Source organism: Rhizobium herbae, from assembly GCF_017873135.1.
Lineage (GTDB): Bacteria > Pseudomonadota > Alphaproteobacteria > Rhizobiales > Rhizobiaceae > Pararhizobium > Pararhizobium herbae.
Window position 1 is genome coordinate 196,536 of the sequence record NZ_JAGGJV010000011.1, and the last position, 25,304, is coordinate 221,839.

A 25,304-nucleotide genomic window follows, 5' to 3' on the forward strand; every position below is an offset into this window, starting at 1 on the left:
ATAGGTATCGAATGTCGATCATTTTCAGCATTGTTGTCGATGGCGTCGCCTACGGGATGATCCTCTTCATGATCTCCGTCGGACTATCGATCACAATGGGACTCATGAGGATTATCAACCTTGCCCATGGCGGCTTCGCTCTTCTCGGCGGCGCGGCGGTACACGTGCTTAGCGTGCGCTTGGGGGTTCCATTCTGGATCGCATCGTTCACTGCTGTGATTATAGTGATCGTGCTCGCGCTTGTCCTGGAGCGGCTGCTATATCGTCACATCTACGGCTTCGGGGAACTCGGCCAGGTACTGGCGACCATCGGCATCGTTTTCCTGATGATTGCCACAGTGAACCTGTTCCTAGGCTCAACGATCTTGTCTCTGGGGGCGCCCCAGTCGCTGACTGCAGCCGTCGATCTCGGATTTAAGACACTCCCGCTTCATCGGGTGATCGTTATCCTTGCCGGCTTTATAATTATGGCTTCGCTCTGGCTTCTGATGGAGAAGACCCGCTTCGGGATCTATCTGCGCGCAGCTGTCGACAACAAGGTTGCTGCCGCCTCGCTCGGGATCAACACGCCTCGCGTTTTTCTCGCTGCCTTTGCGATCGGGGCAGGGCTCGCCGCTTTCGGAGGTATCCTTGGCGCAGAGCTCCTTCCGATAGAAGCCTATTATCCGCTCCGGTACATGGTTCTTTTCCTGATCGTCGTCTCGGTTGGTGGCCTGGGCAGTATCCCGGGGTCATTCGCTGCTTCGCTTGGGCTCGGGATTCTGGACACTGCCGGTCGCTATCTGCTGCCAGGAACCGGCACGATCTTCTTTTTTCTTGCGATTACGGCGTTGCTTGCACTTCGTCCGCAGGGCTTGATGGGGAAAGCTCAATGACGAATGCCACCGATCAAGTTTCCATCAGAAGAAAAATGGGCCGGCTGGCGCCCGTCCTACCAGCGTTGATCGTTTCGGTTGCAGCCGCCATCGCGTTTATCCTGTTTCCTTACGATCTGGCCTTTCTGACGCGCATCGTCATCATGATGATCTTTGTGCTCTCCTTTGACCTGATCCTCGGATATGCGGGGATCGCAACGCTTGGTCATGCGGCGATGTACGGGTGTGGCGCTTATGCGGCCGGGCTCGTGTCATTGCACCTCGCTTCAGACCCGCTGATTGGACTTTTGGCCGGTGCAGTTGCCGGGGCGTTGATTGCCTGGATCTCCGGTTGCGTGCTTTTGCGAGCGCAGGGCGTAGCCCTCTTGATGATTTCGATTGCGGTTACCATGGTCCTTCAGGAGACTGCTTCGCAGGCGCGGTGGCTTACTGGCGGGGCCGATGGCCTCGCGGGGATTACTGTCTCTCCCCTTCTCGGCATGTTTGAATTCGACTTCGTTGGCCAGGTCGCGTTCGTCTATTCCGTCTGCATTCTGATAGCAGTCTTGATTTTTTGCTGCATTCTCGCTTCCTCTCCGTTTGGGCTGGCACTTCGCGGCATCGAAGGAAGTGCGAGCCGGATGCGAGCGATTGGAACGCCCGTCTACCGCCGCAAAGTGACGGTTTACGTAATAGCTGGAGCGATTGCCGGTATCGCTGGCGCGCTGGCCGCGCAGGTTACCGGCCTGGTGGGGATCGAAGTCTTTAACTTCTCTCTTTCCGCTGATGTCATGGTGATGTTGATCGTCGGCGGAGCCGGGCGCCTCTATGGCGCGCTCGTCGGCACCCTCGTGTTCATGGTCGTCCATCACATTGCAGCAGGCATCGATCCTTTCAACTGGCTGTTCGTGATCGGGTTCATGCTTCTCATCATCGTGTTTGCTCTCCCCAAAGGATTGATCTCGCTCCCGGATCGCCTGGTCGCGCTGTTGAGGAGAAAACCATGACCTCCGGTCTTGCAGTCCATGGACTTTCGAAAAATTTCGGCGGCTTACAAGTCGCACGAAACCTGACGCTTTCCCTCCCAAATGGAGCGAGGACCGCCTTGATCGGGCCGAACGGTGCGGGAAAGACGACATTTGCGAACTTGTTGACGGGCGTTCTCAAACCCACCTCGGGAACCATCCTGCTCAACGGCAAAAGCGTTGGTAAAATGTCTGAGTCCGAGCGGGTTCGAGCCGGAATCGCGAAAACTTTCCAGATTACCAATCTCTTCCGTGATCTCACCGTTCGCGAGAATATTCGCCTGCCGATACTGGAAAGGGAGCGCCGCACGAACAAGGTTTTTTGCCACTCTGATGGGATACCTGAGTTAGAATGCGAAATCTTTCAGTTACTGGAGGATCTTGCGCTGACGCCTCTGGCGGACAAGCCCGTACGTGGACTTGCTTATGGCCAGCAAAGGCTCGTCGAACTGGCGCTGACATTGGCTTTGAAGCCTAAGGTCTTGATCCTTGATGAGCCAGCGGCCGGGGTACCTTCCACGGAAAGCCACCTGATCGTCCAGGCAATAAAGAGACTTCCGGCAGATTTGTCGGTTCTCATCATCGAGCATGACATGCAACTGGTTTTTGAGGTTGCCAATAGGATCATCGTCCTGGTCAACGGCGCGATCCTTTTGGACGGCACTCCACAGGAAGTGATCTCCAATCGCGAGGTCCGGGAACTCTATCTGGGGGCCGATCATGGCTGATGCGCTGCTGGAACTGGACGGCGTGATTGCTGGCTATGGTGAAACGCATATTCTTCGCAATGTGTCGCTCAAGGTTGCGAAGGGCGAGCGCCTGGCAATCGTCGGACGGAACGGAGTGGGCAAAACAACTCTGCTGGCCACCATCATGGGGCAAACCCGCCAGCACGCCGGAAGCATCAGATTGAGGGGAATTCCTGTCGATGGCGTACAAGCCCACGAGCGCGCGCGGCTAGGGATTGGTATCGTCCCGCAGACGCGCGATATCTTCCCCTCGCTCTCTGTCGAAGAGAACCTGATCGCGGGCATGCGGAATGGATCAAATCTGAACGAAGCCTATGATCTTTTTCCGAGATTGAAGGAACGCCGGTTCAATGGAGGTCGCCAGCTTTCCGGAGGGGAACAACAGATGTTGTCGATCGCCCGGGCACTGCTTGGGAGACCGGACATCATTTTGCTGGACGAACCCCTGGAGGGACTGGCGCCGGTAATTTGCGAGAGGCTCGTCAGTGTTTTTGGCGATCTTGCCGACCGTGGCCACACGGTCGTTCTGGTCGAGCAACAGATCGGCCTCGCTCTGCGCTTTGCTGATCGGGTTGTCGCTCTTGACCAGGGAAAGATTGTCTTCGAGGAAACCGCGGCAAAACTCGCCAGCAATCGTGCCGAGCTCGATCGGCACATCGGGCTTTCCGCTACCTAAGCGGGGCCGGCGCATCGGCACGGCTTAGCATTGCTGCTGACAGGGCACCCCTTGGGCCAACTGGCTCTAGACTAGAACGAACGCGGTGAAGAATGAAGAACTATGTCCTGACGGTTTCATGCGACACAACCCGCGGCATCGTGGCAGCGGTCTCCGGATTTCTGTTCGAGCAGGGGTGCAACATCGTCGATAGCTCGCAGTTCGACGACCTGGGCACCGGGAAGTTCTTCACGCGTGTCAGTCTCTTTTCCGAAGGTGCGTCGCGGGATGCACTGATGGAGGGGTTTAAACCAGTCGCGGCAAGGTTCGGGATGGAGTGGAAACTTCACGATGCGCAGGAGCGAATGAAGGTTCTGCTCATGGTCTCGCGCTTCGGTCACTGCCTCAACGATCTCTTATACCGCTGGAAGATCGGCGCGCTGCCGATCGACATCGTCGGCGTCATTTCCAATCACTTCGATTACCAGAAGCTGGTCGTCAATCACGATATCCCGTTTCACCACATACCGGTGACAAAGGCTAATAAGCCGGCGGCGGAGGCGCGTATCATGGACGTGGTCGACAGTACCGGAACGGATCTGGTCGTGCTGGCCCGATATATGCAGATACTCTCGGATGAGATGTGCAGCACGATGTCCGGACGCGTCATCAATATTCACCATTCATTTTTGCCAAGCTTCAAGGGCGCAAACCCTTACAAACAAGCCTATCAGCGGGGCGTGAAGTTGATCGGCGCCACAGCTCATTACGTTACCGCCGACCTTGACGAGGGACCCATCATCGACCAGGACACCGTACGCGTCACCCATGCGCAGTCGCCGGAAGACTATATCTCGCTCGGCCGCGACGTCGAAAACCAGGTACTGGCACGCGCGGTCCACGCTCACATTCACCACCGCTCTTTCATCAACGGCAATCGCACGGTCGTTTTCCAACCAAGCCCGGGGTCTTACGCTTCGGAACGCATGGGCTGATGACGCGGGTGATGATCAGTCTTGGTCGAGATTCGTCAGTGCATCGGATAGTCCGGTCACGTAGGCGGATGTGGGCCGGGTCGGCGGTCTGATGTCGGTACCGAACATTGGCGGCTAACGAAACCGAGATGGGGACGTTTGGTCAACGACAAGAAGGCAACATGTTGGCGCATCCATGCCCGCTGCAATTGATCTCAAGGAGGCCACAATGACCGAGCCGTTCACGTTCGATAGCACTATTCCCCGCATCGTGTTCGGTGTCGGGTCCATATCAAAAGTCTCCGAAGAATTGGGCCGCCTGGGTTGCGGCAGGGCGCTTGTCCTATCGACTCCTCAGCAGGAGCATGACGCGCGAGCGCTGGCGAGCGCGCTGGGCCGACTTTCGGTGGCGGTGTTCAGCCGCGCAGTCATGCACACGCCGGTCGATGTCACGACCGAGGCACTTTCCATGTTCGATGGATCCGGAGCGGATTGTGTCGTGTCGCTCGGTGGAGGATCGACCATCGGGTTGGGAAAGGCCATTGCTTTCAGGAACAATGCCCCCCAGCTTGTTGTCGCCACGACCTATGCCGGTTCCGAGGTAACACCAATCCTTGGGCAGACGGAACACGGGATCAAAACGACGATCCGCGCATCATCGGTTCTTCCAAAGACGGTCATTTATGATCCCGAACTGACCTTCGGGCTACCTGTTCCGATGAGCGTCACAAGTGGCCTCAACGCAATGGCTCACGCCATTGAGGGACTTTATGCCCAAGACCGCAATCCCATTGCTTCTCTTATGGCTATGGAGGGCATTGCCGCATTGCACAAAGCGCTTCCCGCCATCGTCAGCTCGCCGCGAAGCCCGGTGGCGCGCGCAGAGGCGCTTTACGGCTCCTCGCTCTGCGGGGTTGTTCTTGGTGCTGTAGGCATGTCGTTGCACCACAAGCTTTGTCACACACTTGGCGGGACCTTCGATCTGCCTCACGCGGAAACGCACGCGATACTTCTTCCGCACACGGTTGCCTTTACTGAACAGGCTGTTCCGGAACTGCTCGCGCCTGTTGCGCGTCTGTTCAGCTCGCCGCGCGCCGGTACGGGTCTGCATGATTTTGCGCTTAGCTTAGGCGCACCGATGAGACTTCGTGATCTAGGTGTGACCGCTGACGATCTTGATAGGGCGACGGCGCTGGCTGTCAGCAACCCCTACTGGACCCCGCGTCCTCTGGAGGCCGGTGGAGTACGGGCTTTGCTCCAGGATGCATGGGAAGGCGTAAGGCCCTCATGAGGCAGGCAACGGCACCCAGTTGGTCCCAATAGGACCCGCTTCTAGTGCTTCGACTCGATACTCTCATTCAGCACCCTAAGGAGCAGCAATGTCTGGTTACTTCTCGGAAGACGCCTCGGTCGATGCGGTAAACGGGCGAATGGAACCCAATATCGATCCTCGTTTGAGAAGCGTCATGAGCTGTCTTGTGAAGCATCTCCACGCTTTCATCAAAGAGGCTAGGCTAACGCAGGAAGAATGGGAGATCGCGATCAATTTTTTGACGGAAACCGGGCAAATTTGCTCCGAGCAGCGGCAGGAATTCATCCTTCTGTCTGACACCTTAGGCGTATCCATGCTTGTCGACGCCATAAACAATCGCAGGCAACCAGGCGCTACGGAAAACACGGTACTCGGGCCTTTTCACGTGCATGGAGCGCCGCGTCGGGAGATGGGGGATTGTATTACTCTCGACGGCAAGGGTGAAAGCTGCCTGTTCGAGGGTCTGGTGATCGACCTTGACGGAAATCCCATTGAAGGCGCCTGCATCGACGTATGGTCGGACAATGCTGATGGCTTTTATGATGTTCAGCAGCCTCTCATTCAACCTCGATGGAACAACCGGGGAGTTTTCGTAACCGGACCCGATGGTCACTATCGCTTCATCGGCATCAAACCTGTTTCATATCCCATTCCCGATGATGGACCGGTCGGAAAAATGCTTGAGCAGCTTGGCAGGCATCCTTATCGCCCTGCCCATATGCACTATATCGTTACCGCCGCGGGGTATCAAAAACTTGTCACGCACACATTCGTCGGTGACGACGATTACCTCGGTTCCGACGCTGTGTTCGGCGTCAAGGCAACGTTGATGGCGCCTTATCATCGGGTTTCGGACGGAAGTACGCAATGGCGATCCCCGTTCGATTTTGTCCTGAATCCAGCGTGAGCATCAATCATGCCAAACATCAAGATCTATGTGGATCAGGGACTTCCCGAAGATGCGCAACTCGGCGTTCGCGAGGCCCTGGTGCCACTGAGAGACATAATTTGCGGTGCACTAGCGGTCGAAAGGGCCGCCTGCCAGCTTGCGATTTTACCCGCCTATGGCTTGCCTGACCAACCCGTGGTGAACATTGAGATCGCCATTCTGCCCAAATCGGACCGCACCCACCCGGTACTTTCCGACCTTGCAGAGAAAATCCAGAAATCGATCGCAGATGCCGTCAATAGGCCAGTTGCCGTACGGTTGTCCGTTCTCGACCCGGCGACGTACATCTCTCTGAAATAGTTGCCATCACAATACAGTGCACGTCCTCAGTTCGATCTTGACCTAACGAAGGTGCCCCAAGCTTCGATGCCTCAATGCGGCTCGGCGGGCGTGCAAATGGCCACCCGTTTGTTCGTGCCGGAGGAAGCCGACGCGGCGATTGCCGCCGATCGCCGTCGTGACCAATCGAAGCCAAGGCTACGACCTTTGGCTCATAAAATTCGCGGAACGAGATTGAGGAGTCGGCTTCAATCATCGAGGCGCTGATTGGCGACTGCAATCACAATGTCGGTGAGGGTCGCGAACCGGTCTGCAGCAAGTCTGTTGATCTGCCAAAAGAGCGGAATGTCAAGCGGGTTGTCGGGGATCAACTCCACCAGCGTTCCTTTCTGTAGATGTGGGCGAGCGAGATACTCGGGGTTCATGCCCCAGCCAATGCCTCCGACGCTAGCGTCAACGAAAGCATGCGTCGATGGAAGAAAGTGCGTCGGACAGATGACTTCTTCGCCAAGCGTCTGGGCGATCCATCGGGCTTGAAGCTTGTCTTTCTGGTTGAAAGTCATGGCCGGTGCGGTGCGCAGCGCTTCGCCGCTGATGCCTCCGGAAAAATAGCGCTCAACAAATTCCGGGCTTGCAGTGGCCCGGTAACGCAACGAACCGAGGGCGGTGCGCCGGCATCCGGCGACCACCCTTTCGCTGTCTGTCACAGCTGCAATCACCCGCCCGCGCTCTAGCCAATCAGCCGTGTGGCCCTCGTCATCAATAACAACGTCCAGAAGACAACTTGAAGATTTGGCAAATGCGGAAAGTGCCTCGAGAAACCAGGTTCCGAGACTATCAGCATTTGTTGCAAGGTGGATTGTCACGCGTTCAATCAATTGGGTGGACGGCGCGAGCGACGGTATGTGCTCGTACAGGTCTCGTTCAAGCAGCCCAACATTTTCGACGTGCCGACACACCCGCTGCCCCTGCTCTGTGGCAACGCACGGATTTCCCCTGACGATCAGCGCGATCCCCATTCGCTCCTCGAGGTTTTTGACGCGCTGCGAAACTGCTGATGGTGTGACATTGAGCGTCCCTGCCGCTTTTTCGAAGCTTCCAGTCTGCACAACGGCGGCCAAGGCCCGCAATGCGGAGTAGTCGAGCATGTAAGTCCGCCTTAATCGAGGTAAGCTACTTTAATTAGCCTAACTCAATGCTTTCTGGTAGTGGCTGATCGACGATCGCGAGTGTGCAGCCTTCGAACTGCCGCATGAAATCAGAACAACCGCCCGAGTGGGGTCGCGCTCAGTCGGATCCGGCATGAACAAAGGGTATGCGCGTGGGCTCGGAGTTACAGCACCTTCTTCTCGTTTACACGGCCTACGTGATCGCGGCCGGCAGCCCCGGTCCAAGTAACATGCGCATCATGGGCGTGGCGATGGACCAAGGCCGGCGCGCCGCGCTCGTGCTTGCTGCCGGTGTGGTCAGCGGCTCGATCTTCTGGGGCGCTATGGCCGCCACGGGAATATCCGCGATCCTGACCCGGTATGCCGAAGCCCTGACGATCCTGAAAATCTTCGGCGGGCTTTATCTTCTATACCTGGCGTTCAGGGCAGCCAAAGCCGCTCTCACCGCTGGCGAAAAACCGGTCGAGACAGCAGGAACGAACACCCCCGAGACGACTTCGTCACTCTACCGACGCGGCTTGCTGATGCATCTGACCAACCCGAAATCAATTCTCGCCTGGATCGCCCTGGTGGCGCTTGGCCTTGGCCCGGGTGCGTCCTCCTACACCGTGGCAGCAATCCTCTTTGGATGTGCTGTCCTGAGCGTAACGATCTTTTGTGGTTATGCTATTGTCTTTTCAACAGCGCCTATGGTGCGCTTCTACAGCCGGGCTCGCCGCTGGATCGAGGGGACGCTTGCGATCTTCTTCGGCGCAGCCGGCATCCGTCTCCTGCTTTCCCGCACATAACCAAGGCAACATTCATGTCTCTCTTCGAAGGCCTATCTGCTTTTCCAATTACTCCGGCCGACGCGTCCGGGCGCGTTGATCCAGCCGTGCTTGCGGCGCTCTTGCAGCGCATAGTTGATGCGGGTGCTGACTCCATAGGCCTTCTCGGAAGCACGGGCGCCTATGCCTTCCTGACGCGCGACGAGCGCAGGCGTGCCGTTGAAACAGCTGTCAAAACCGTCGGTGGGCGAATTCCGGTAATCGTCGGTGTTGGTGCGCTTCGCACTGACGAGGCGCAGGCTCTGGCACGCGATGCGAAGGGGGCGGGGGCAGATGGCCTCCTTCTGGCGCCCGTCTCGTATGTTCCGCTGAAGGATGACGAGGTATTTGAGCATTTCGCAGCCGTCACCGAGAGTGGCGGTCTTCCGCTTTGCATCTACAACAATCCGAGCACGACCAGGTTTACGTTCAGCAGCGCACTGATCGCCAGGCTCGCCACAGTTCCAAACATCGCCGCGATCAAGATGCCGTTGCCGGCGAACGAGGACTTCAAGACCGAACTTGCAGATCTGCGCGGCAAGTCGCCGACCGGGTTTTCGATCGGATATAGCGGTGACTGGGGAGCTTCGTCGGCTTTGCTTGCTGGCGCCGATGCCTGGTATAGCGTCGTCGCGGGGGTGCTTCCCGCTGAAGCGCTCGCGCTTGCGACGGCGGCGCGGGCCGGCAATGCCGAGGAGGTCGAGAGATTGGAAAAAGCGTTCGAGCCCCTCTGGTCGTTGTTCAAGCGGTTTGGCAGTTTCAGAGTGATGTACAGGCTCGTGGCGCTTCTTGGCATCGGAGATTTCGAGCCGCCGCGGCCAGTGAGGCCGATACCGGACTCCGCAGTACCGGATGTTGTACATGCTCTCAACCATTTGCGGGCTGCCTTTACGTGAGGCTCCGGGCAATCGTCGATGTCTTCCAGCCCGCCGATCCACGCTTGTATTCGCTGCATCGCTCCGTGATGGCTAGGAGCACTGGAGCTACAGTGCTGTCCACACATGATGAGTTCGGGACCGACAGCTCACTTCCGAATGACAGAGGAGAGTGCAAATGCCGTGAGGGTATCCCTTACGCCGGGAAGTGCTGAAATTTGTTGCCAGATTTGGCGTATGCGATCGGCTTCCACGGATTCGACCCGTACCAGCAGATCAAAATCGCCCGTCATCACATCGCAAGCGACGACCTCCGGAATTTTCCGCAAAGCGTGAATGACCTCGCCGCCCCTCATTCGGTCCTGGCGGTAGACAAACATCAATGCGGTGGTGATGGGACTGTCGTTCCCGCCTTCGCCAGTGACAATTGTATAGCCCTTGATAAAGCCTTCGCGTTCAAGCCGTTCTATTCGAACGCGAACAGCATTGCGCGACAAGTTGACCTGACCGGACAGCTCAGCGTGAGATGCGCGCGCGTTCAACTTCAAGGCGGCAAGGATCTGTTCGTCAATGCGGTCGAGAAGATATTTCATGCAGGACGGCACTCCGCTTGCCGCGCTGCTGCTCCAAATCCTGTCGATTCAAAGGCGCGAACTGCAGCCTGAAGCAGGCGAGTCTTGTCCTTCTCACCGGCGTAACGTCTGGCGGCGGATGCGAGGACAAACGCGGGAAGTGCCGTTGTTTCTGCCTCAGTCAGGAGCCTTACACTCTCATATCCGGCCCGAATGGCACTGGCTTTCTCTTCGTCCAGCTCTCCAGTCAGCAGGCTCGCCCAGCCGACGAGAACCTCGGCAATCTCTGAAATCAGCACATCATCGTGCCGAAGCCGAAAGTTGATAACCCCACTGACGTCGTCTCCAAGGAAGAAGACGTTAGAAGGTATCAAGGCTCCATGCAGAGGACCGGCAGGCAGTTCATTTAGAGAGCGCTTTTTGCCTCCTTGCAGGGTCATGTGGATCCGCGCCATGAGGCGGCCAAGGCTTTTACACTTTCCTGGCGTAGGATCGTTTGTCGACGAACCTGATACGAAACTCACGACGGCAACGAGACGGCCGGCCGCCCGGAAGGTCGCATCGCCATCAATCGTGCGCGTTGGTTTCGGGCAGGGAATACCGCTGTTGTTCAGCGTCGCCATTGTTGCGAACGCCCGCTCGAGATCTAGCGGTTCGGCGCCATTTTCGAACAGCGTGACGATGAACTCACCCTCCGCCGCCCGGAAAAGATAGGTCGTTTCCCTGTCGCCGTCGGCAATACCGATCACCGATGACAGGGAGGTCATGCCATAGGCCGCCGCGATCGAGTTTCGGTCCTCGTCGGATATTTCCGTGAAAACGGCCATTCTTTCCTCCGTTCAACCGCGCATAATCTTTGAAACATTGGCAAATTCCGCGGCGTCTCCAAAAATCTGATGAGCCTGACTTTCGGTCAGAACGCATTCTTCTTCGACGACATCTCGCAAGTTTCTCTTCTCGACCAGCGCCTTCTTGGAGAGGTATGCCGCTTTGCTGTATCCGATCAGCGTCGCCAATGGCGTGGCAAGAACGAGAGATTGGTCGAGCAACGCCTTGCAACGATCGACGTCGACTTCGATGCCATCGATGCAGCGTTCCTTCAAGACCACCATACCTCTGGTCAGCATGCGCATCGATTGCAGGATGTTCAAAACGATGACGGGTTCCATGGCGTTCAGCTGGAGCTGGCCGGCACTTGCTGCGAGCGTCACCGTCAGATCATTGCCGATGACCTGAAAGGTGATCTGGTTCATCATCTCCGGGATGACGGGATTGACCTTGCCAGGCATGATGGACGAGCCGGCTTGAACAGGCGGCAAGCGGATCTCACCCAGACCGCCGCGGGGTCCACTGCTCAGGAGCCGGAGGTCATTGCAGATCTTGGTCAATTTAACCGCAATTCGCTTGAGCACGCCTGAAAAGGAGACGAAACCGCCTGTGTCCGATGTCGCTTCGATGAAGTTGCGGGCAGGGATTAACGGATAGCCAGATATTCGGGACAGGTGACCGCAGGCCAACTGCGCGAAGCCTGAGGGTACGTTGATTGCCGTGCCGATTGCCGAGCCGCCGAGGTTTATCTCTTTGAGAAGCTTAGAGGCGTACTGGATTTGGACGATATCCTCGTCAATGAGTTCAGCGAAGGCTTCAAATTCCTGCCCCGCGGTCATCGGCACGGCGTCTTGCAACTGTGTCCGACCGACCTTTAGAGCGCTTGCATATTGCATGGCCTTGCCGCGAAAGGCGTCGCGAAGCGCGACCTCAGCTGCGATAAGCCCTTCGCATGCTCGCAAGATCGTCAGCCGGATAGCTGTTGGGTAAACGTCGTTTGTCGACTGGGACAGATTGACGTCGTCATTTGGGTGCAGCCTCGAATACTCACAGACGTCGGCGCCCATCTTCAAAAGAGCGAGGTTTGTCAGAACCTCGTTCACGTTCATGTTGGTCGAGGTGCCGGCCCCTCCCTGCATCATGTCGACGGGAAAGTTCTCATCGATATCATTGAGCGCGATGAGTTCGTCGGATGCTTGAGAGATCGCTTCGGCCTTTTCGGCAGAAAGAAGCCCGAGTTCCATGTTGGCGAGAGCAGAAGCCTTTTTCACCATCGCCATCGACTGGATGAGCTCAGGAAAATCCCTCAGGCGCAGGCCCGATACGTCGAAATTCTGCTCCGCGCGCCGTGTATGGACGCCGTAAAGGACGTGTCGAGGAATAGCGAGCGGCCCGATAAGATCTGACTCGATACGCTCAGCAAGCTTTGTCTTGTCCATCAAATCAGGATCCCCGCATGGCGCATGGCGCTATCGATCTCTTCTTGAACGGAAGGACTGATCGTAACGAGTGGCAGCCGCAGATCCCCACGTATGCGACCGAGACGCTGCAAGGCATATTTCGGCCCAGCAGGGTTGGTTTCGAGAAAAAGCGCCCGGTGCAGGGGCATCAGACGGTCCTGAAGCTTCAAGGCGGCGGCGAAGTCGCCGTTCAGGCAGGCCTGCTGGAAGTCAGCGCAGAGGCCCGGAGCGACATTCGCCGTCACCGAGATACAACCATGTCCGCCATGCGCCATGTAGCCGAGCGCCGTGCCGTCTTCACCGGTCAGGAGATTGAACGAGTGCCCGCAGGCCATACGATCGAGGGACGGGCGCAACAGGTTGCCGGTTGCATCCTTGACGCCCTTCACGTTTGGGCAGTCTTCAAATATGCGGGCCAACGTTTCGACCTGAATATCGATGACGCTGCGGCCGGGAATATTGTAGACGATGATCGGAACGGTGGCCGCAGCATCGATCGCCTTGAAATGCTGGTAGATCCCTTCCTGGGTTGGCTTGTTGTAATAGGGCGCGACAATCAGCACACCGTCGGCGCCGGCGTCCTGCGCATGGAGGACGAAGTCGATTGCTTCCGAGGTGCTGTTTGAGCCGGCGCCCGCGATGACGGGCACACGGCCCTTGGCGGCCGTGATGGTGATCTCGACCACCTGCTTATGCTCGGCATGGCTGAGCGTCGGACTTTCCCCCGTTGTCCCGCATGGAACGAGACCGAAGGATCCTTCTTCGATCTGCCACTCGACGAGGTCGCGCAAGGCGGCCTCGTCGACGCGACCATCAGCAAAAGGCGTGACAAGCGCGGTAATGGAACCCTTGAACATTTTTACTCCCTGAGTTGCCGATGGATTTGAGCCGGCCTGGCGTTACGTCCTCAGGCGGTTGATGCACACGACCTTAGGCTGGGTCATGTCCTCATAGGCAAACCGGACGCCCTCGCGGCCCATGCTGCCATATTTGAAGCCGCCAAACGGCATTGCATCGAACCGATAGTCGGAGGAGTCGTTGATCATGATGCCTCCAGCCTCGATCTTGCTTGCAGCCTCAAGCGCCCCTTCCAGGTCGTTTGTAAAAATGCCGGCGTGAAGGCTGTACTCGGGGCTGTTTGCCAGATCGATGGCATCCGCCAGCCCATCGAAGGCCTGAAGAATGACGATCGGCGCGAACACTTCCTCGGTCCAGGCGTCACAGGAGGCTGGAACATTCTCCAGGACTGTCGGCGGATAGAGGTTTCCAGTTGGTTTATGGCCGCAAAGCAACGTCGCACCGGCAGCGAGCGCCCGTTCGACCATTGCGGCCGCTCTGCCGACCGCCTTTTCTGAGATCATCGGGCCGACATCGGTGTCGGCTTCCAAAGGATTGCCGGTCTTGAGCTTCCTGGTTTCTACGACGAACTTCGCTTTGAATTGCTCATAGATCGGCCGTTGGATCAGAATTCGCTGTGTGCCAATGCAGTTCTGACCTGCCGCCCAGTAGGCTCCGGATACGCAAGCCTCGACAGCCGCATCGAAGTTGCAATTCTCCATGATGATGACGGGTGCATTGCCGCCAAGGTCCATGGCAAGTTTCTTGAGGCCTGCTGTTTTGGCAATTGCCTCGCCGGTGGCAAAGCCACCGGTGAAGGAGACCATGCGAACGTCTCTCGCGGCAACGAGAGCCTTTCCAAGCTCAGGGCCGCCAATCGCGACCGTTATGATTTCCTCGGGTAGACCGCTTTCGACCAGGACTTCGACGAGCTTGATAGCAGAGAGAGGGGTAAGTTCGGACGGCTTCAAAAGTACGGCATTGCCGCCGGCAATTGCCGGGCCAAGTTTGTGGGCGACGAGATTGAGCGGATCATTATAGGGCGTGATGGCGGCAATGATGCCCAGCGGTTCTCTCGTGTACCATCCTTGGCGGGACTCAGAGCCTGCGTAGGCATCGAACGGGATGACTTCGCCCGCATTGCGTTTGGCCTCGTCGGCAGACAGCTTGAGCGTATTGACGCACCGGGTTGTCTCTTTGCGAGCCTGCGTAATCGTCTTGCCCGCTTCTTTGACGATGAGAAGCGCGAAGTCCTCGCGCGCGGCTTCGATGACCGCAGCGGCCTTTTCAAGGATCGCGGACCGCTTGTGACGGGGCAGGGTTCTGGCAATCTGCGCACCGCGCCTTGCCCGCTCGAGCAGCGCGTTCACGCTTGCGGCACAGGTTTCCACGACCGTTCCGACCAGCGTACCGTCGAACGGGCTGGTGACGGCAATTTCTGCAGGAGCGTTCGTTTGGGTGAGTGCAAGGTTGTGCATCATGCAGCCTCCTTAGCGATGGGAGAAGTGCCGGTGGAATGAATGGCGACGATATCGGAAAGAAGCGCATAGGCCGTTTCGATGCGGCCAGCGCCGGGTCCGGTGATCGTCACGGCGCCCAGCAGTTCGGTGTCGAGCGATACTGCATTGGTGGCGCCGTTGACGCCTGCCAGGGGATGATCGAGGCTAAGCCGCCTCGGTGCAACACTGCCTGTCACGCTGCCATCGTCATTGCGGACCGCAGCCCCGATGAGCTTCCAGCGGCTGTTTGCCTGTGCCGCATCCTCGATGTCGGAAGGTGAAAGACCGGAGATACCCTTGCAGCTTACATCCTCGGGCTTGAGACTTGCACCAAGCAGTTCGTTTGCCAGGATGACGACCTTCAGACGAACGTCGAAACCTTCGACATCGGCGGTGGGATCGGCCTCGGCATAGCCGAGCTCTTGGGCTTCCTTCACAGCGGATGCGAAATCCAAACCCGCTTCCATGCGACCGAGGACGAAGTTGGAGGTGCCGTTCAAAATTCCTTCGAAGCCCTTCAATTCGGCGCCGGCAAGCGTCTTCTCAGCCATGCGAATGACCGGAGTACCGCTCATCACGGCGCCCTCGTACTCGAAGCGTACACCGTTGGCCTTTGCCAGCGCCTTGAGCGCCTGGGCCTCAATGGCGACCGGGCCCTTGTTGGTGGTAACCACGTGTTTGCCGGTCTCAAGCGCCCAGCGGCAATGCGAGACAGCAGGTTCGCCGTCCTTGGGATTGGTGAACGTTGCCTCGACGACAATGTCTGCGGGTGCGGTCTTGATAATGGTCTCGTTGTCGGCTTCGGCACTTCCCCCGGAAAGCTGTCCAAAGCCGCCCTTTTCGAACTTCGCCTCGACCAGGGTCCTCGCATCAAGACCGTTCGGCGAAATCACGGAGCCAAGATAGAGATCGCTCACGGCGACGATATTCAGGCGGAATCCAAGATCGCGCTCCCAGAGCTGGTTCTTGGCGGCAATGAGTTCGGCCAGGGCGCGATTGACGCCGCCAAATCCAATAAGTGCGATATTGTAAACTGTCATAACGATCCTCCAGTGAAGTCTATGAGGGTAAGCATGGGATGCGGATTGCTCTGCAGGAACCAGGCAAACGGACCAAAGAGCAGCGCACTTTGCTCAATCTGCTGCCGGACGTAGGTCAGGTGCTGGCGAGCTTCATCATGAGAATCCCCGACACGATCAAGGCGCCCGCTGCCAAACGCATGGGCGACGCGGGCTCTCCAAGGATCGCCATTCCGAGCAGAAAGGAGCCAACTGCACCGATCCCTGTCCAAACCGTGTAGGCGGCACCGAGCGGCAGCACCTTCATCGAAAGGGACAGCAGCACGCCGCTGGCAATCATCGCAATGACGGTGATTGCCGACGGGATGAGCAGCGTGAAACCGTCGGATCTCTTCATGTAGAACGCCCAGACGACCTCAAGCAGGCCGGCGACGAACAGGATTATCCAGTACATAATATCCTTCCTGGCGGACCTCCGGGTCTACCGCGCATCAGGCTTTGACGGCGACATGAATTGCCCGGCGAGGGGCAATTCATGTCCAACTCGACTTCGTGTTCAGCTTCGCCCGAACGTCTCGTCGAGGGCGTTACTGATGTCAGCAATCAGATCCTCGGTGTCTTCCAGACCGATCGAAAGCCGCAGATGCCCGTATTTCTGGAAGTTCGGCGGGTAACGATCGGAGCCGCCGCGGCCACTGCCACCGACATGGACGATCAGGCTCTCGTCGTGACCAAGCGAGACGGCGGACGTGATGACCCTGAGATGTGCGACGAACCGGTTCTGCGTATCGGGATCGCCATCGACGGCAAAAGCCATGACCGCGCCATAGCCCTTGCCAGCAAACTGCGTTCTGGCAAGCGCGTGCTGGTCATGGCTGTCTAGACCGGGATAGGTGACATAGGCGACGCGCTTGTCGGCTGCCAGGGACCGGGCGACGATCTCTGCCGATGAAAACTGCTGCTTCAGGCGCAGCGGCAAAGTCACTGAGCCGCGCATGATCAGCCAGGCGTTGAACGGGGAAATCGTGCCGCCGAGATCGACGAGCGCGTCTGCCTTGATGTGATGGATAAGCGGCTTCGAGCCGATGACGACCCCGCCCATCGCGTCGCCATGACCGTTGATGTATTTCGTCAGCGAATGGATGACGAGATCTGCACCAAGTGCGAGCGGGCGGAAGAATGGGGGAGGGGTGAAGGTCGAGTCCACCGACAGGAGCGCGCCCGCTTGTTTTGCGATTGAGGCCAGCGTCGCGATATCGGCAACCTTGGTTGTCGGATTGGCAATGGTCTCGGTATGGATCAGTCTGGTGTTCGGGCGCACGGCGGCTCGGACGGCATCCGTATTGCCCATGTCAACGAAGGTGGCTTCGATATTGTAACGCTGCGGCAAAAGCTCTGAAAACAGTCGCCACACGGCCTCATAGGTGACGTCACCGACAATCACGTGGTCGCCGCTCTTTAAGAACGTAAAGAACACCGCGTGAAGCGCCGCGACGCCCGTTGCGAAGACTGCTGCATCCTCGCCGCCCTCTATGGCCGCGAGCTTGCGCTGCAGGCCGATCTGATTGTGGCCGGAATTGCGCGTATAGGAGGGGCTCTCGGTGTCCGACCAGTCCATTGTAGAAGGGTCGTAAGGAAGTTCGTACGAATTCGCCATCACGATCGGTGTGCGAATAGCGCCAGATGTCTTGTCGATTTCGTTGCCGCCGTGCACCGACAGCGTATTGAAGGAGAGCGTCGATAGATCGTGTTTGTCTGGTCTCGACATAATTAACCTCTTTGTTGAAGTGAGTGGTTGGGGAGTGCCTCAGCGCCTGACCGGGATGGCGTTTTCCAGTTTCTGGAACCCTTGCGTGATCAGGAAAGTCAGGCTGACGTAGAAGACGGTGACGAGGAGGAGTGGCTCGTAGACGAGGAGCGTATCCTGGCGGATTTTGTAGGCAGCACCGTAGAGATCCATCACGGTCACCGAAAATACGATCGGTGTCGCCTTGAGTTGCAGGACGACCTCGCCGGCAAATGTTGGCAGTCCAATCCGGATCGCTCTCGGCAACCAGATCCGGCGCAGGATCATCCAGGGTGACATGCCAACGGCGCGTGCAGCCTCAAGTTCTCCTTTCGGGACCGCCAGCATGGCTCCCCGAAGAATCTCCCCCTGGTAAGCGGCGAAGTTGAGCGTCAGGGCCAACGCCGCAAAGAACAATCCCTCTCGCAAGACCGGCCAAAGAAAGCTGCTCCGCAATCCAGGGATATGCGGCAGATACGAGCCAAGACCGTAATAGATGAGCCAAAGCTGGATGAGCAAAGGCGTTCCGCGAAAGAATGTGCAGTACGACTTGGAGAGCCAACGGGCGATGGAACCACGGCCGACCTGGGCAATCGCCAGGAGGATAGCGAGCGCAAATCCCAGCGTGACCGAAATCGTCAGCAGCAGGCATGTCAGGAAGGCACCATAGAGCAGCAAGTCCTGGTATTCGAAAATCCAGCTGAAATCCATGTCCGCCTCCTATGCTACTGGTCGTTGGCCGCGGCGGAAGTAGGCTTCGAGCGCGGAGAACAGCAGGTTCGATAGAATTGTGATGACGAGATAAAGTGCCGCCGCAGCCAGGAAGAAGACCATGTACTGCTTGGTGTTGCTCGCGGCGACGCGGGCAGCAAGAGCCAGTTCCTGATAGCCAACGACGGCAATCAGGGCGCTGTCCTTGATCACGGACATCCACAGATTGGCAAAGCCGGGCAGTGCATTGGGGATGAGAGCCGGTAAGACGATGCGTCGGAAGCGTAAGCCTGGCCGCATCCCAAAGGACTTGGCGGCTTCAAGCTGGCCAACAGGAATGGCGAGGATCGCGCCCCGCAAAACCTCGGTCATGTAGGCTCCCTGAACAAAGCCCAGCACCGCGATTGCTGCGACCAGGCCATTGACCTCGACTGGGCCAAGGCCCGCCATGGCAAGAATCCGATTCAGCCCATCCGTTCCCGCATAGTAGAGCGAGACGATCAGGATGAGCTCCGGCACGGCACGGACGATCGTCGTATAGACATTGAGAGCATATTGCAGTGGGGCAAACCCACTCAACTTGCCGAGTGCGCCGAACAAGCCCAGCACCATTCCAAACAGATAGGCACCAAACGAGATAAACAGGGTCGCGAACGCGCCGGTGATCAATACGCCGCCCCAGCCGGGAGGGGAAATCGACAGCATGTCCAGAATGGAACTTGGGGAACTCATGGGAAGCCTTCCAGAACAGGACCGGCAGATTTGCCACCAACGGCTGGTGACAAATCCGCCTCGCCCGTGGACTCAATAGGGGTCGTAGTCGAAGTACTTCTTGCTGAACTCGGCATAGGTGCCGTTCGCCCTGACAGCCTTGATCGCACCATTCAGCTTTTCGCGAAGCTCGTCGTCGCCTTTGCGGACACCACCGCCGACGCCAGCGCCAAGAACTGCATCATCTGCCTCGACACTGCCTTTATATTCGCAGCACTCCTTGCCGAGATCGGTTTTCAGGAGTTCCTTGAGCGGTCCCGTGTCGGCAAAGATGTAGTCGACGCGGCCCGACGCGAGGTCCTGGAATGATTCATCGACGGTCGCATAACTTTTCTCGGTCGCAATTTCGGCGAAATGCTTCTTGAAGTAAGCCGACTGGGTCGTCGACACGGCGATGCCGACGGTCTTTCCTTTCAGCTGCTCGGCGGTCGCGCCGATGACGCCATCCTTGGCGCCAATCATGCCGGCGAGAGCCGAGTAATATTTGTCCGTGAAATCGATGCGCTTCTTGCGCTCGTCGGTGATCGACATCGAAGACCAGATCACGTCGATCTTCTTGCTCTCCAGAGCCGGAATGAGGCCGTCCCAGGAGACGTCGACGATCGTGCATTGTTCCTTCAGCTCTTTGCAGATCGCATCCATCAGATCGATCTCCCAGCCAATCGCTTTTCCCGAAGCGTCCTTCGTAGTGTAGGGCGCATAGGCCTCATTGACCACGCCGAAGCGGATTTCCGCTTGGGCGCTCGTCGCCAGCATGAATGCTGCGACAGCTAGAGCTTTTCCCAAATGCTTCATCTTAGGGTTCCCCTTTTTCTGTTGGGATGGTGGTGGTGGTTAGTGCGAACCGGCTGCAACAAACTCCTTGCAGCGTGCGCTGGTGGGTGCACCAAAGACCTGGGCCGGAGGGCCGAGTTCCTCGACCTGGCCCTGGTGCAAAAACATGACGCGGGTGGAAACGTCGCGTGCGAACTTCATCTCGTGGGTGACCATCACCATGGTGCGGCCTTCCTCGGCCAGCCCACGGATGACCTTGAGCACTTCGCCGACGAGTTCCGGATCGAGTGCCGAGGTCGGTTCATCAAACAGCATCACTGCCGGATCGACGCAGAGCGCGCGGGCAATCGACGCACGTTGCTGCTGGCCGCCGGAAAGGAAGGCGGGGTAGGCGTCCTTCTTGTCGTAGAGACCGACTTTGGCCAGTAGCGCCTCGGCCTTTTCGATCGCCGCTTTGCGCTCGATACGCAGGACGTGGATCGGGGCCTCGATGACGTTCTGGAGAATGGTCATGTGCGGCCAGAGATTGAAGCTCTGGAAGACCATGCCGAGGCCACTTCTCAGCCTCTCGATCTGCCGCCAGTTGGCGGGGTGGCATTTGCCGTCACGGCCCTTGCGGAAGATCACGTCTTCGCCGTTGATCTGGAAGGTTCCTTGGTCCGGAATTTCGAGGAAGTTGATGCAGCGCAGGAACGTGCTCTTTCCTGAGCCCGAAGATCCGATGATCGAGACCACGTCGCCCTTCTCCGCTGAAAGGGAGATCCCCTTCAGCACCTTGTGCGCGCCGTAGCTCTTGTGAACGTCGCTCACCAACAAAGCTGGCTTGACTGTTTCGATGTACATTTCACCTCCATTGACTTGCGAGGGTTGGCCCACTCCTCCGCGGGCAAAGCTTCGCCATCGCCGTATCTGACAGCGCCATCATTCGTGGTTGCGAGTGTAAAAAATGGACGCGAACGTCCGCACGCGCCGCCTAAACGGCGCACGTTCCTCACCCTGCCATTGTCTCGGATTTACTGCCGGCGCGTTAGCCGGCTATAATCTTGTGTCTGTAGACCTCACAGCCTGGTGCCAGCTGCCTTAAACCGTTCACCAGCATGTTGGCCGCCTCCTCTAGCGCCTCCTCAGGCATTGTCGCCAAACTTTCCAAGATGAACCACATCCGGCCGCCCAGCGTCTCCAGTCGGGTCCGGGTACCTTGCCGCCAGTTCCAGCGCCGGCACGTGACACCGATATCGTCGCGCCAGATGACTTCACCCTTGGTAGGGTTTTCGATGACAGCCTCTCCGTTCATCACCGTGTCGAACACTTCGGTTCCGTCGGCAACAGACAGCTGTGGCTTGCCGACATAGGCGTCGAAGTTTTCTCCACCGACCGGTATGGCAAAACGTAAGCTGACTGCGTTGTAGAGATCGACGATCGGGTTGATCGAAGGGATACGGCCGTCCTTCTCCACCCGCTTCTTCAGCGCCTGTGCAGAACAGGGCGTGCGATTTGGTTTTGCTCCAAACCGGCTATAGGTGTCGGACCAACTTGCCAGATGTGCTTCACTCCAGGCTGGCCCTCCAGCTCGGACAAAATCACAAGCCTCTTCCAGCACATTTCTGGCTATGGTGCCACGCGTGTCATCCTTGATCTCAACGAAGACGCTGATCGCGCGAAAGTCTGGTGCGATGTTTGCGATTTCTTTATCGATGACCGGAAATTCCAACATGCCCTCTAGCTCCCATTGACCAATTTAGTCTATAATACTGACCATGGAAAAGAAAGTCAATATATCGACCGAAGCGGTCACCGACGTCGAACGCGTCAGTGCAACCGTGTCCCAGAACCTCAAATTGTTCAGGAAACAGAATGGCCTGACACTCGATGAGTTGTCGCGCAAATCCGGCGTCAGCAAAGGCATGCTGGTCGAAATCGAAAAGGGCAGCGCAAACCCGAGCATTGCGACGCTCTGCCGAGCAGCGACCGCATTGGGCGTTTCCGTCGCCGATTTCGTCGGGGTCGCAGTCAACGTGCCTGTGCGCATTGTTCCACCCGAGGATGCCTCGATCCTCTGGCGCGGTCCGAAGGGCGGGAGTGCCACTCTTCTGGTTGGAACCCACGGGCCGGATGAAATCGAGCTTTGGCGCTGGACGCTGTTTCCCGGTGAGGTTTTCGAATCGCCCGGCCATTCGGCCGGAACACTCGAACTGCTGAATGTGGAAACCGGTGCGCTTACCTTGAAACTGGCTGACAGTGAGCACCTCGTTAAAGCGGGCTCTTCGGTTTTGGCACGGACGGAAGACAAACATGCCTACATGAATTGTGGCAAGGAGGAGCTCCGCTTTGTAATGACTGTCGCGGAGCTGCAGCGTCCGCGCGTGAGAACGGGCGGCCTGTAAATACAACTGCTTCTGCTTGAGGTCGGACCGAAGCACTTTTGGGTTGGCGGAGCAAAAAACGTTGCCGCATGCACCGGCCGTCTCCTGAAATCGAACGCCGTGAGCCTAACGCCACATCGATGGTCACGCTCATCTTCACTGGCGCACCCCAATGCGCGCCGACCGGATGGCCGCAGCGGCCGATATTCGAATACCGTCTGGAACAGAGATTGATTGGTCTAGTCCGCCGATGAGGTACAAGTTCATGCGAGATCGCGATGAGTTAGATGCGGCCGATCCGGAGTTCGACGAACTCGGATTCTCGACGCGTGCTATCCACCAACCGGTCGACCTGTCATTGAACCGTCCCGCTCAATTGGTCAGAGAAATCAGCGGTGCAGACAACAACGCCCACTCTGCGACGGACATGCTCGAGAAGACATTGGCTCGCCTCGAAGGAGCCGAGGCCGGCTTGGTCCTTTCATCAGGGTTGGCCGCCTTCAATATGCTCGCACTGGCGCTTCTCTCCGAAGGCGACGAGATGATTGTCCACAGACAAGTTTGTACCGATACGGCCGCTCTGATGGAGAAGACGCTAACGCGGGCCGGCATCACAATGGTCCCGGTTGATCTGTCGCTTCCGGCAAACATCTACCGTGCGGTGACACCTCGAACGCGTCTCATTTATTTTGATACGCCGACAAATCCTCTCGGCGACATCCTCGACATTGCTGCAATCGCAAAATGCGGTCGCTCCTGCGGCCTCAAGATCGTCGTTGACAGCACATTCGCTTCGCCAGCCTTGCAGCGCCCGATTGAGCACGGCGCCGATATTGTCCTGCAATCACTTACCAAATACATCAACGGTCATGGCGACACACTCGGCGGCGCCCTGCTGGGAGACACCGCAACCATTCAAAAACTACGGGAAACCAGCCTTCGTTTTCCTGAGGCGAACGTGATTTCACCGCAGGCTTCGTTCCTCATCCTTCGTGGCGTGAAAACACTTGCTCTCAGGATGGATCGGCACAGTTCCGCCGCCCATGCGATCGCGCTGACATTGGAAACCCATCCGGCAGTGGCGTGGGTAAGATATCCCTTTCTTCCATCTCACCCGAACCATTCAATCGCTCGCAGGCAGATGTCAGGTGGCTCGGGAATGTTGGCTTTCGGCCTTCGTGCGGGCAGGGATGGTGCCACGGCGATGATCAGCAGACTGCGGCTTATACAGTCGGGCGTCAATCTGGCAGAGGTCGGCAGCCTCATATGCCATTCGGCCCGCCTCACCAGCACCCGCCACCTGTCCCTTTCAGGAGGCGGTCTTTGCGACGCGCTTGGAGATGACGTCATCCGCTGCTCCGTCGGCCTGGAGGATGCCGAGGATCTTATCGAAGACATCCTGGAGGCTCTGGATTTTGGCTGAGCGTTTGTCTTGCCCGACCACGCGAGCCAAGGCGGGGGGAATTGTTTGCGGCTGAAAACGGGGCGACTTCCTTGAAGGCAAGCTATTTTGCGCCCGGCTCCTTGAGAAGGCGATAGAGGTGGGCCCGGCTGATACCGAGCAATTCAGCGGCACGGCTCCTGTTACCGCGCGTTTGTTTGAGAGCGGAGCGGATCTCCGCGTCCGTTTGGGATCGGATCCTGTCTTTGAGTGGTGGCGTTGCGTCTGGCTCCGCCGGGGTTGAGGAAACCTCCTGGGCAGAAATAGCGAGTGTCCCGGTAATGATCATTCGCGTCAGCGCGTTTTCGAGCTCGCGCACGTTTCCCGGCCAGGCGTATCCGATCAACAGATTGCGATCGTGATCGGTCAGGTTTGGTGTGGGCTTACTCAGCCGACCTGCGATGCGCGCAAGCAAGCACTCGGCAAGGTGTGGGATATCGTTCCTATGCCGCAGGGGAGGGACGTTGATCGGCAAAACATTCAGCCGGTGATACAGGTCCTCGCGAAAGCGGCCCACCTTCACCAGGTCAAGAAGAGCTTTATTGGTCGCGCAGACGATACTCAAGTCGATACTGACCGGATTGGTACCGCCGACACGTACCATTTCGTTCATCTGCAGAACGCGCAGCAAACTGCCCTGAAGGGCGAGCGGCATGTCGCCGATCTCGTCCAGGAAAAGCACGCCGCCTGTGGCAAGTTCAAACTTGCCCGGTTTGCCCTGGCTGCGAGCGCCCGTGAAAGCACCGCCTTCGTATCCAAAGAGCTCGGCTTCAATCAGCTCGCTGGGAATGGACGCGCAGTTGACCCACACAAAGGGTCCACTACGCCTGTCCGACAGTGCATGAAGGGCATGCGCGGCCAGTTCCTTGCCCGCGCCGGTCTCGCCACAAATCATCACAGGCAAATCATACGCAGCGGCCACCTTGATGGCGTCACGATAGGAATCCATCAACTCACCCGTGCCGATGATGTCATTCAGGCTGAACTTCGATTGCCACGCTCTAGGACGTTGCGGAATGGCGAGTTCCGCTTTCGATATGCGGCTGTAGGTCTTCTTCAAGGCATCATAGTCAGAGAAGAGGGCAAGCCCGACCGCGCCGATGATCTTGCCGTCCCGGTGCACTGGTACTTGCTTCGTTACCAGTTTATGGCCACGAACCTCGAGCGGATAACCGACATGGGTGCCGATCCCGCGTGCAACGAAATGAAGCTTGGTCTGTGGCCCAACCACATCGGTTATGTGGCGCCCGAGGAAGTCATCGGCCTCACCGCCGAGCAGCCTGCAGTAGGGCTCATTGATCAGGACGATTGTCCCTGCTGTATCGACGGCGACGAGGCAGTCTGAGACATGATCGAGCACGAGACGGAGGAACCCGGCTTCTTCCGATGAACCTGCGAACCACTCCGGAAGCGTCATCTCAGCCTGACCTGGTTGGTACCCCGATGAAATTGCGTCGCTGTCACTCTACCGACTAATCGTCTCTAAAGCGAGACAATATGTGTCTCTATTAGGTGACGGTATTTGCGAGAGACTGACGGGCAAGTGTTTGTCGAGCGGCGATGGACCTTCGAAATTTGCTCATGTTTCCAGCTCGT

The 25,304-nt window shown here is 57.7% G+C and carries 27 protein-coding genes; 12 read left to right on the forward strand and 15 right to left on the reverse strand.

The genetic code is table 11. The features are described from left to right. The first annotated feature begins 11 nt into the window (after positions 1–11). The 8 genes from J2Z75_RS25760 (at position 12) to J2Z75_RS25795 (ending at position 6,818) form a co-directional block, all read left to right on the forward strand. A complete protein-coding gene (locus J2Z75_RS25760) occupies positions 12–875 on the forward strand; it encodes a branched-chain amino acid ABC transporter permease (protein ID WP_209856300.1) in 864 nt (287 codons plus the stop codon). Continuing rightward, a complete protein-coding gene (locus tag J2Z75_RS25765; RefSeq protein ID WP_209856303.1) occupies positions 872–1,861 on the forward strand; it encodes a branched-chain amino acid ABC transporter permease in 990 nt (329 codons plus the stop codon). Before J2Z75_RS25760 ends, J2Z75_RS25765 begins: the two co-directional genes overlap by 4 nt. Further along, a complete protein-coding gene (locus J2Z75_RS25770) occupies positions 1,858–2,607 on the forward strand; it encodes an ABC transporter ATP-binding protein (RefSeq protein ID WP_209856306.1) in 750 nt (249 codons plus the stop codon). The genes J2Z75_RS25765 and J2Z75_RS25770 overlap by 4 nt, the downstream gene beginning before the upstream one ends. Further along, positions 2,600–3,304, forward strand: coding sequence for an ABC transporter ATP-binding protein (locus tag J2Z75_RS25775; protein ID WP_209856309.1), 705 nt, complete (start codon positions 2,600–2,602; stop codon positions 3,302–3,304). The genes J2Z75_RS25770 and J2Z75_RS25775 overlap by 8 nt, the downstream gene beginning before the upstream one ends. A 92-nt stretch (positions 3,305–3,396) precedes the next feature. Beyond that, a complete protein-coding gene (gene purU / locus J2Z75_RS25780) occupies positions 3,397–4,278 on the forward strand; it encodes a formyltetrahydrofolate deformylase (protein ID WP_209856312.1) in 882 nt (293 codons plus the stop codon). A 208-nt stretch (positions 4,279–4,486) separates the two neighbouring features. Then, entirely contained in the window at positions 4,487–5,548 is a 1,062-nt protein-coding gene (locus tag J2Z75_RS25785; RefSeq protein ID WP_209856315.1) for a maleylacetate reductase, read from the forward strand. Between the two features lie 88 nt (positions 5,549–5,636). Further along, entirely contained in the window at positions 5,637–6,476 is an 840-nt protein-coding gene (locus J2Z75_RS25790; protein WP_209856318.1) for a dioxygenase family protein, read from the forward strand. Between the two features lie 9 nt (positions 6,477–6,485). Continuing rightward, positions 6,486–6,818 (forward strand): hypothetical protein, encoded by a 333-nt coding sequence (locus J2Z75_RS25795; RefSeq protein WP_234937570.1) that lies wholly within the window; start codon positions 6,486–6,488, stop codon positions 6,816–6,818. A gap of 227 nt (positions 6,819–7,045) precedes the next feature. Here the strand turns inward: J2Z75_RS25795 and J2Z75_RS25800 are convergent, their stop codons facing one another. Then, positions 7,046–7,945, reverse strand: coding sequence for a LysR family transcriptional regulator ArgP (locus J2Z75_RS25800; RefSeq protein ID WP_209856321.1), 900 nt, complete (start codon positions 7,943–7,945; stop codon positions 7,046–7,048). A gap of 167 nt (positions 7,946–8,112) precedes the next feature. On the opposite strand from J2Z75_RS25800, the gene J2Z75_RS25805 reads away from it, so the two are divergent. Then, positions 8,113–8,754, forward strand: coding sequence for a LysE family translocator (locus J2Z75_RS25805; RefSeq protein ID WP_209856323.1), 642 nt, complete (start codon positions 8,113–8,115; stop codon positions 8,752–8,754). A 14-nt stretch (positions 8,755–8,768) separates the two neighbouring features. Then, positions 8,769–9,668: a dihydrodipicolinate synthase family protein gene (locus tag J2Z75_RS25810; RefSeq protein ID WP_105009729.1), complete on the forward strand. Its 900-nt coding sequence runs from the start codon at positions 8,769–8,771 to the stop codon at positions 9,666–9,668. A gap of 128 nt (positions 9,669–9,796) precedes the next feature. Here the strand turns inward: J2Z75_RS25810 and J2Z75_RS25815 are convergent, their stop codons facing one another. The 13 genes from J2Z75_RS25815 to J2Z75_RS25875 form a co-directional block, all read right to left on the reverse strand. Next, positions 9,797–10,240, reverse strand: a complete 444-nt coding sequence (locus J2Z75_RS25815) for an Lrp/AsnC family transcriptional regulator (RefSeq protein WP_209856325.1) — start codon at positions 10,238–10,240, stop codon at positions 9,797–9,799. After that, complete coding sequence (locus tag J2Z75_RS25820; protein WP_209856327.1) at positions 10,237–11,046, reverse strand: phosphotransferase; 810 nt, start codon at positions 11,044–11,046, stop codon at positions 10,237–10,239. The genes J2Z75_RS25815 and J2Z75_RS25820 overlap by 4 nt, the downstream gene beginning before the upstream one ends. Positions 11,047–11,058: 12 nt before the next feature. Then, positions 11,059–12,486, reverse strand: coding sequence for an aspartate ammonia-lyase (locus J2Z75_RS25825; RefSeq protein ID WP_209856329.1), 1,428 nt, complete (start codon positions 12,484–12,486; stop codon positions 11,059–11,061). Beyond that, positions 12,486–13,364, reverse strand: coding sequence for a 4-hydroxy-tetrahydrodipicolinate synthase (dapA, locus tag J2Z75_RS25830; RefSeq protein ID WP_209856332.1), 879 nt, complete (start codon positions 13,362–13,364; stop codon positions 12,486–12,488). The genes J2Z75_RS25825 and dapA overlap by 1 nt, the downstream gene beginning before the upstream one ends. 42 nt (positions 13,365–13,406) lie before the next feature. Continuing rightward, the gene (locus J2Z75_RS25835) at positions 13,407–14,825 is read right to left on the reverse strand and encodes an aldehyde dehydrogenase family protein (protein ID WP_209856335.1); all 1,419 of its coding nucleotides are present in this window, start codon (positions 14,823–14,825) and stop codon (positions 13,407–13,409) included. Next, entirely contained in the window at positions 14,822–15,883 is a 1,062-nt protein-coding gene (locus J2Z75_RS25840; protein ID WP_209856338.1) for a homoserine dehydrogenase, read from the reverse strand. The genes J2Z75_RS25835 and J2Z75_RS25840 overlap by 4 nt, the downstream gene beginning before the upstream one ends. Before the next feature lie 115 nt (positions 15,884–15,998). Continuing rightward, on the reverse strand, positions 15,999–16,316 hold the full coding sequence (locus J2Z75_RS25845; RefSeq protein ID WP_209856341.1) for a DMT family transporter: 318 nt from the start codon (positions 16,314–16,316) through the stop codon (positions 15,999–16,001). 102 nt (positions 16,317–16,418) lie between these two features. Further along, positions 16,419–17,630: a trans-sulfuration enzyme family protein gene (locus J2Z75_RS25850; RefSeq protein ID WP_209856344.1), complete on the reverse strand. Its 1,212-nt coding sequence runs from the start codon at positions 17,628–17,630 to the stop codon at positions 16,419–16,421. 39 nt (positions 17,631–17,669) lie between these two features. Continuing rightward, complete coding sequence (locus J2Z75_RS25855) at positions 17,670–18,359, reverse strand: ABC transporter permease (protein ID WP_209856347.1); 690 nt, start codon at positions 18,357–18,359, stop codon at positions 17,670–17,672. Between the two features lie 9 nt (positions 18,360–18,368). Continuing rightward, a complete protein-coding gene (locus J2Z75_RS25860) occupies positions 18,369–19,091 on the reverse strand; it encodes an ABC transporter permease (protein ID WP_209856350.1) in 723 nt (240 codons plus the stop codon). Between the two features lie 72 nt (positions 19,092–19,163). Next, complete coding sequence (locus tag J2Z75_RS25865) at positions 19,164–19,925, reverse strand: transporter substrate-binding domain-containing protein (protein ID WP_209856353.1); 762 nt, start codon at positions 19,923–19,925, stop codon at positions 19,164–19,166. A gap of 39 nt (positions 19,926–19,964) precedes the next feature. After that, a complete protein-coding gene (locus J2Z75_RS25870) occupies positions 19,965–20,747 on the reverse strand; it encodes an ABC transporter ATP-binding protein (protein ID WP_209856356.1) in 783 nt (260 codons plus the stop codon). 184 nt (positions 20,748–20,931) lie between these two features. Beyond that, the gene (locus tag J2Z75_RS25875; RefSeq protein ID WP_209856358.1) at positions 20,932–21,618 is read right to left on the reverse strand and encodes a B3/B4 domain-containing protein; all 687 of its coding nucleotides are present in this window, start codon (positions 21,616–21,618) and stop codon (positions 20,932–20,934) included. Positions 21,619–21,661: 43 nt separating this feature from the next. On the opposite strand from J2Z75_RS25875, the gene J2Z75_RS25880 reads away from it, so the two are divergent. Beyond that, complete coding sequence (locus J2Z75_RS25880; protein WP_209856361.1) at positions 21,662–22,288, forward strand: helix-turn-helix domain-containing protein; 627 nt, start codon at positions 21,662–21,664, stop codon at positions 22,286–22,288. Between the two features lie 244 nt (positions 22,289–22,532). Then, on the forward strand, positions 22,533–23,690 hold the full coding sequence (locus J2Z75_RS25885) for a trans-sulfuration enzyme family protein (protein WP_234937571.1): 1,158 nt from the start codon (positions 22,533–22,535) through the stop codon (positions 23,688–23,690). A gap of 82 nt (positions 23,691–23,772) precedes the next feature. Here the strand turns inward: J2Z75_RS25885 and J2Z75_RS25890 are convergent, their stop codons facing one another. Further along, complete coding sequence (locus tag J2Z75_RS25890; RefSeq protein WP_209856363.1) at positions 23,773–25,125, reverse strand: sigma-54 interaction domain-containing protein; 1,353 nt, start codon at positions 25,123–25,125, stop codon at positions 23,773–23,775. Positions 25,126–25,304: the final 179 nt, after the last annotated feature.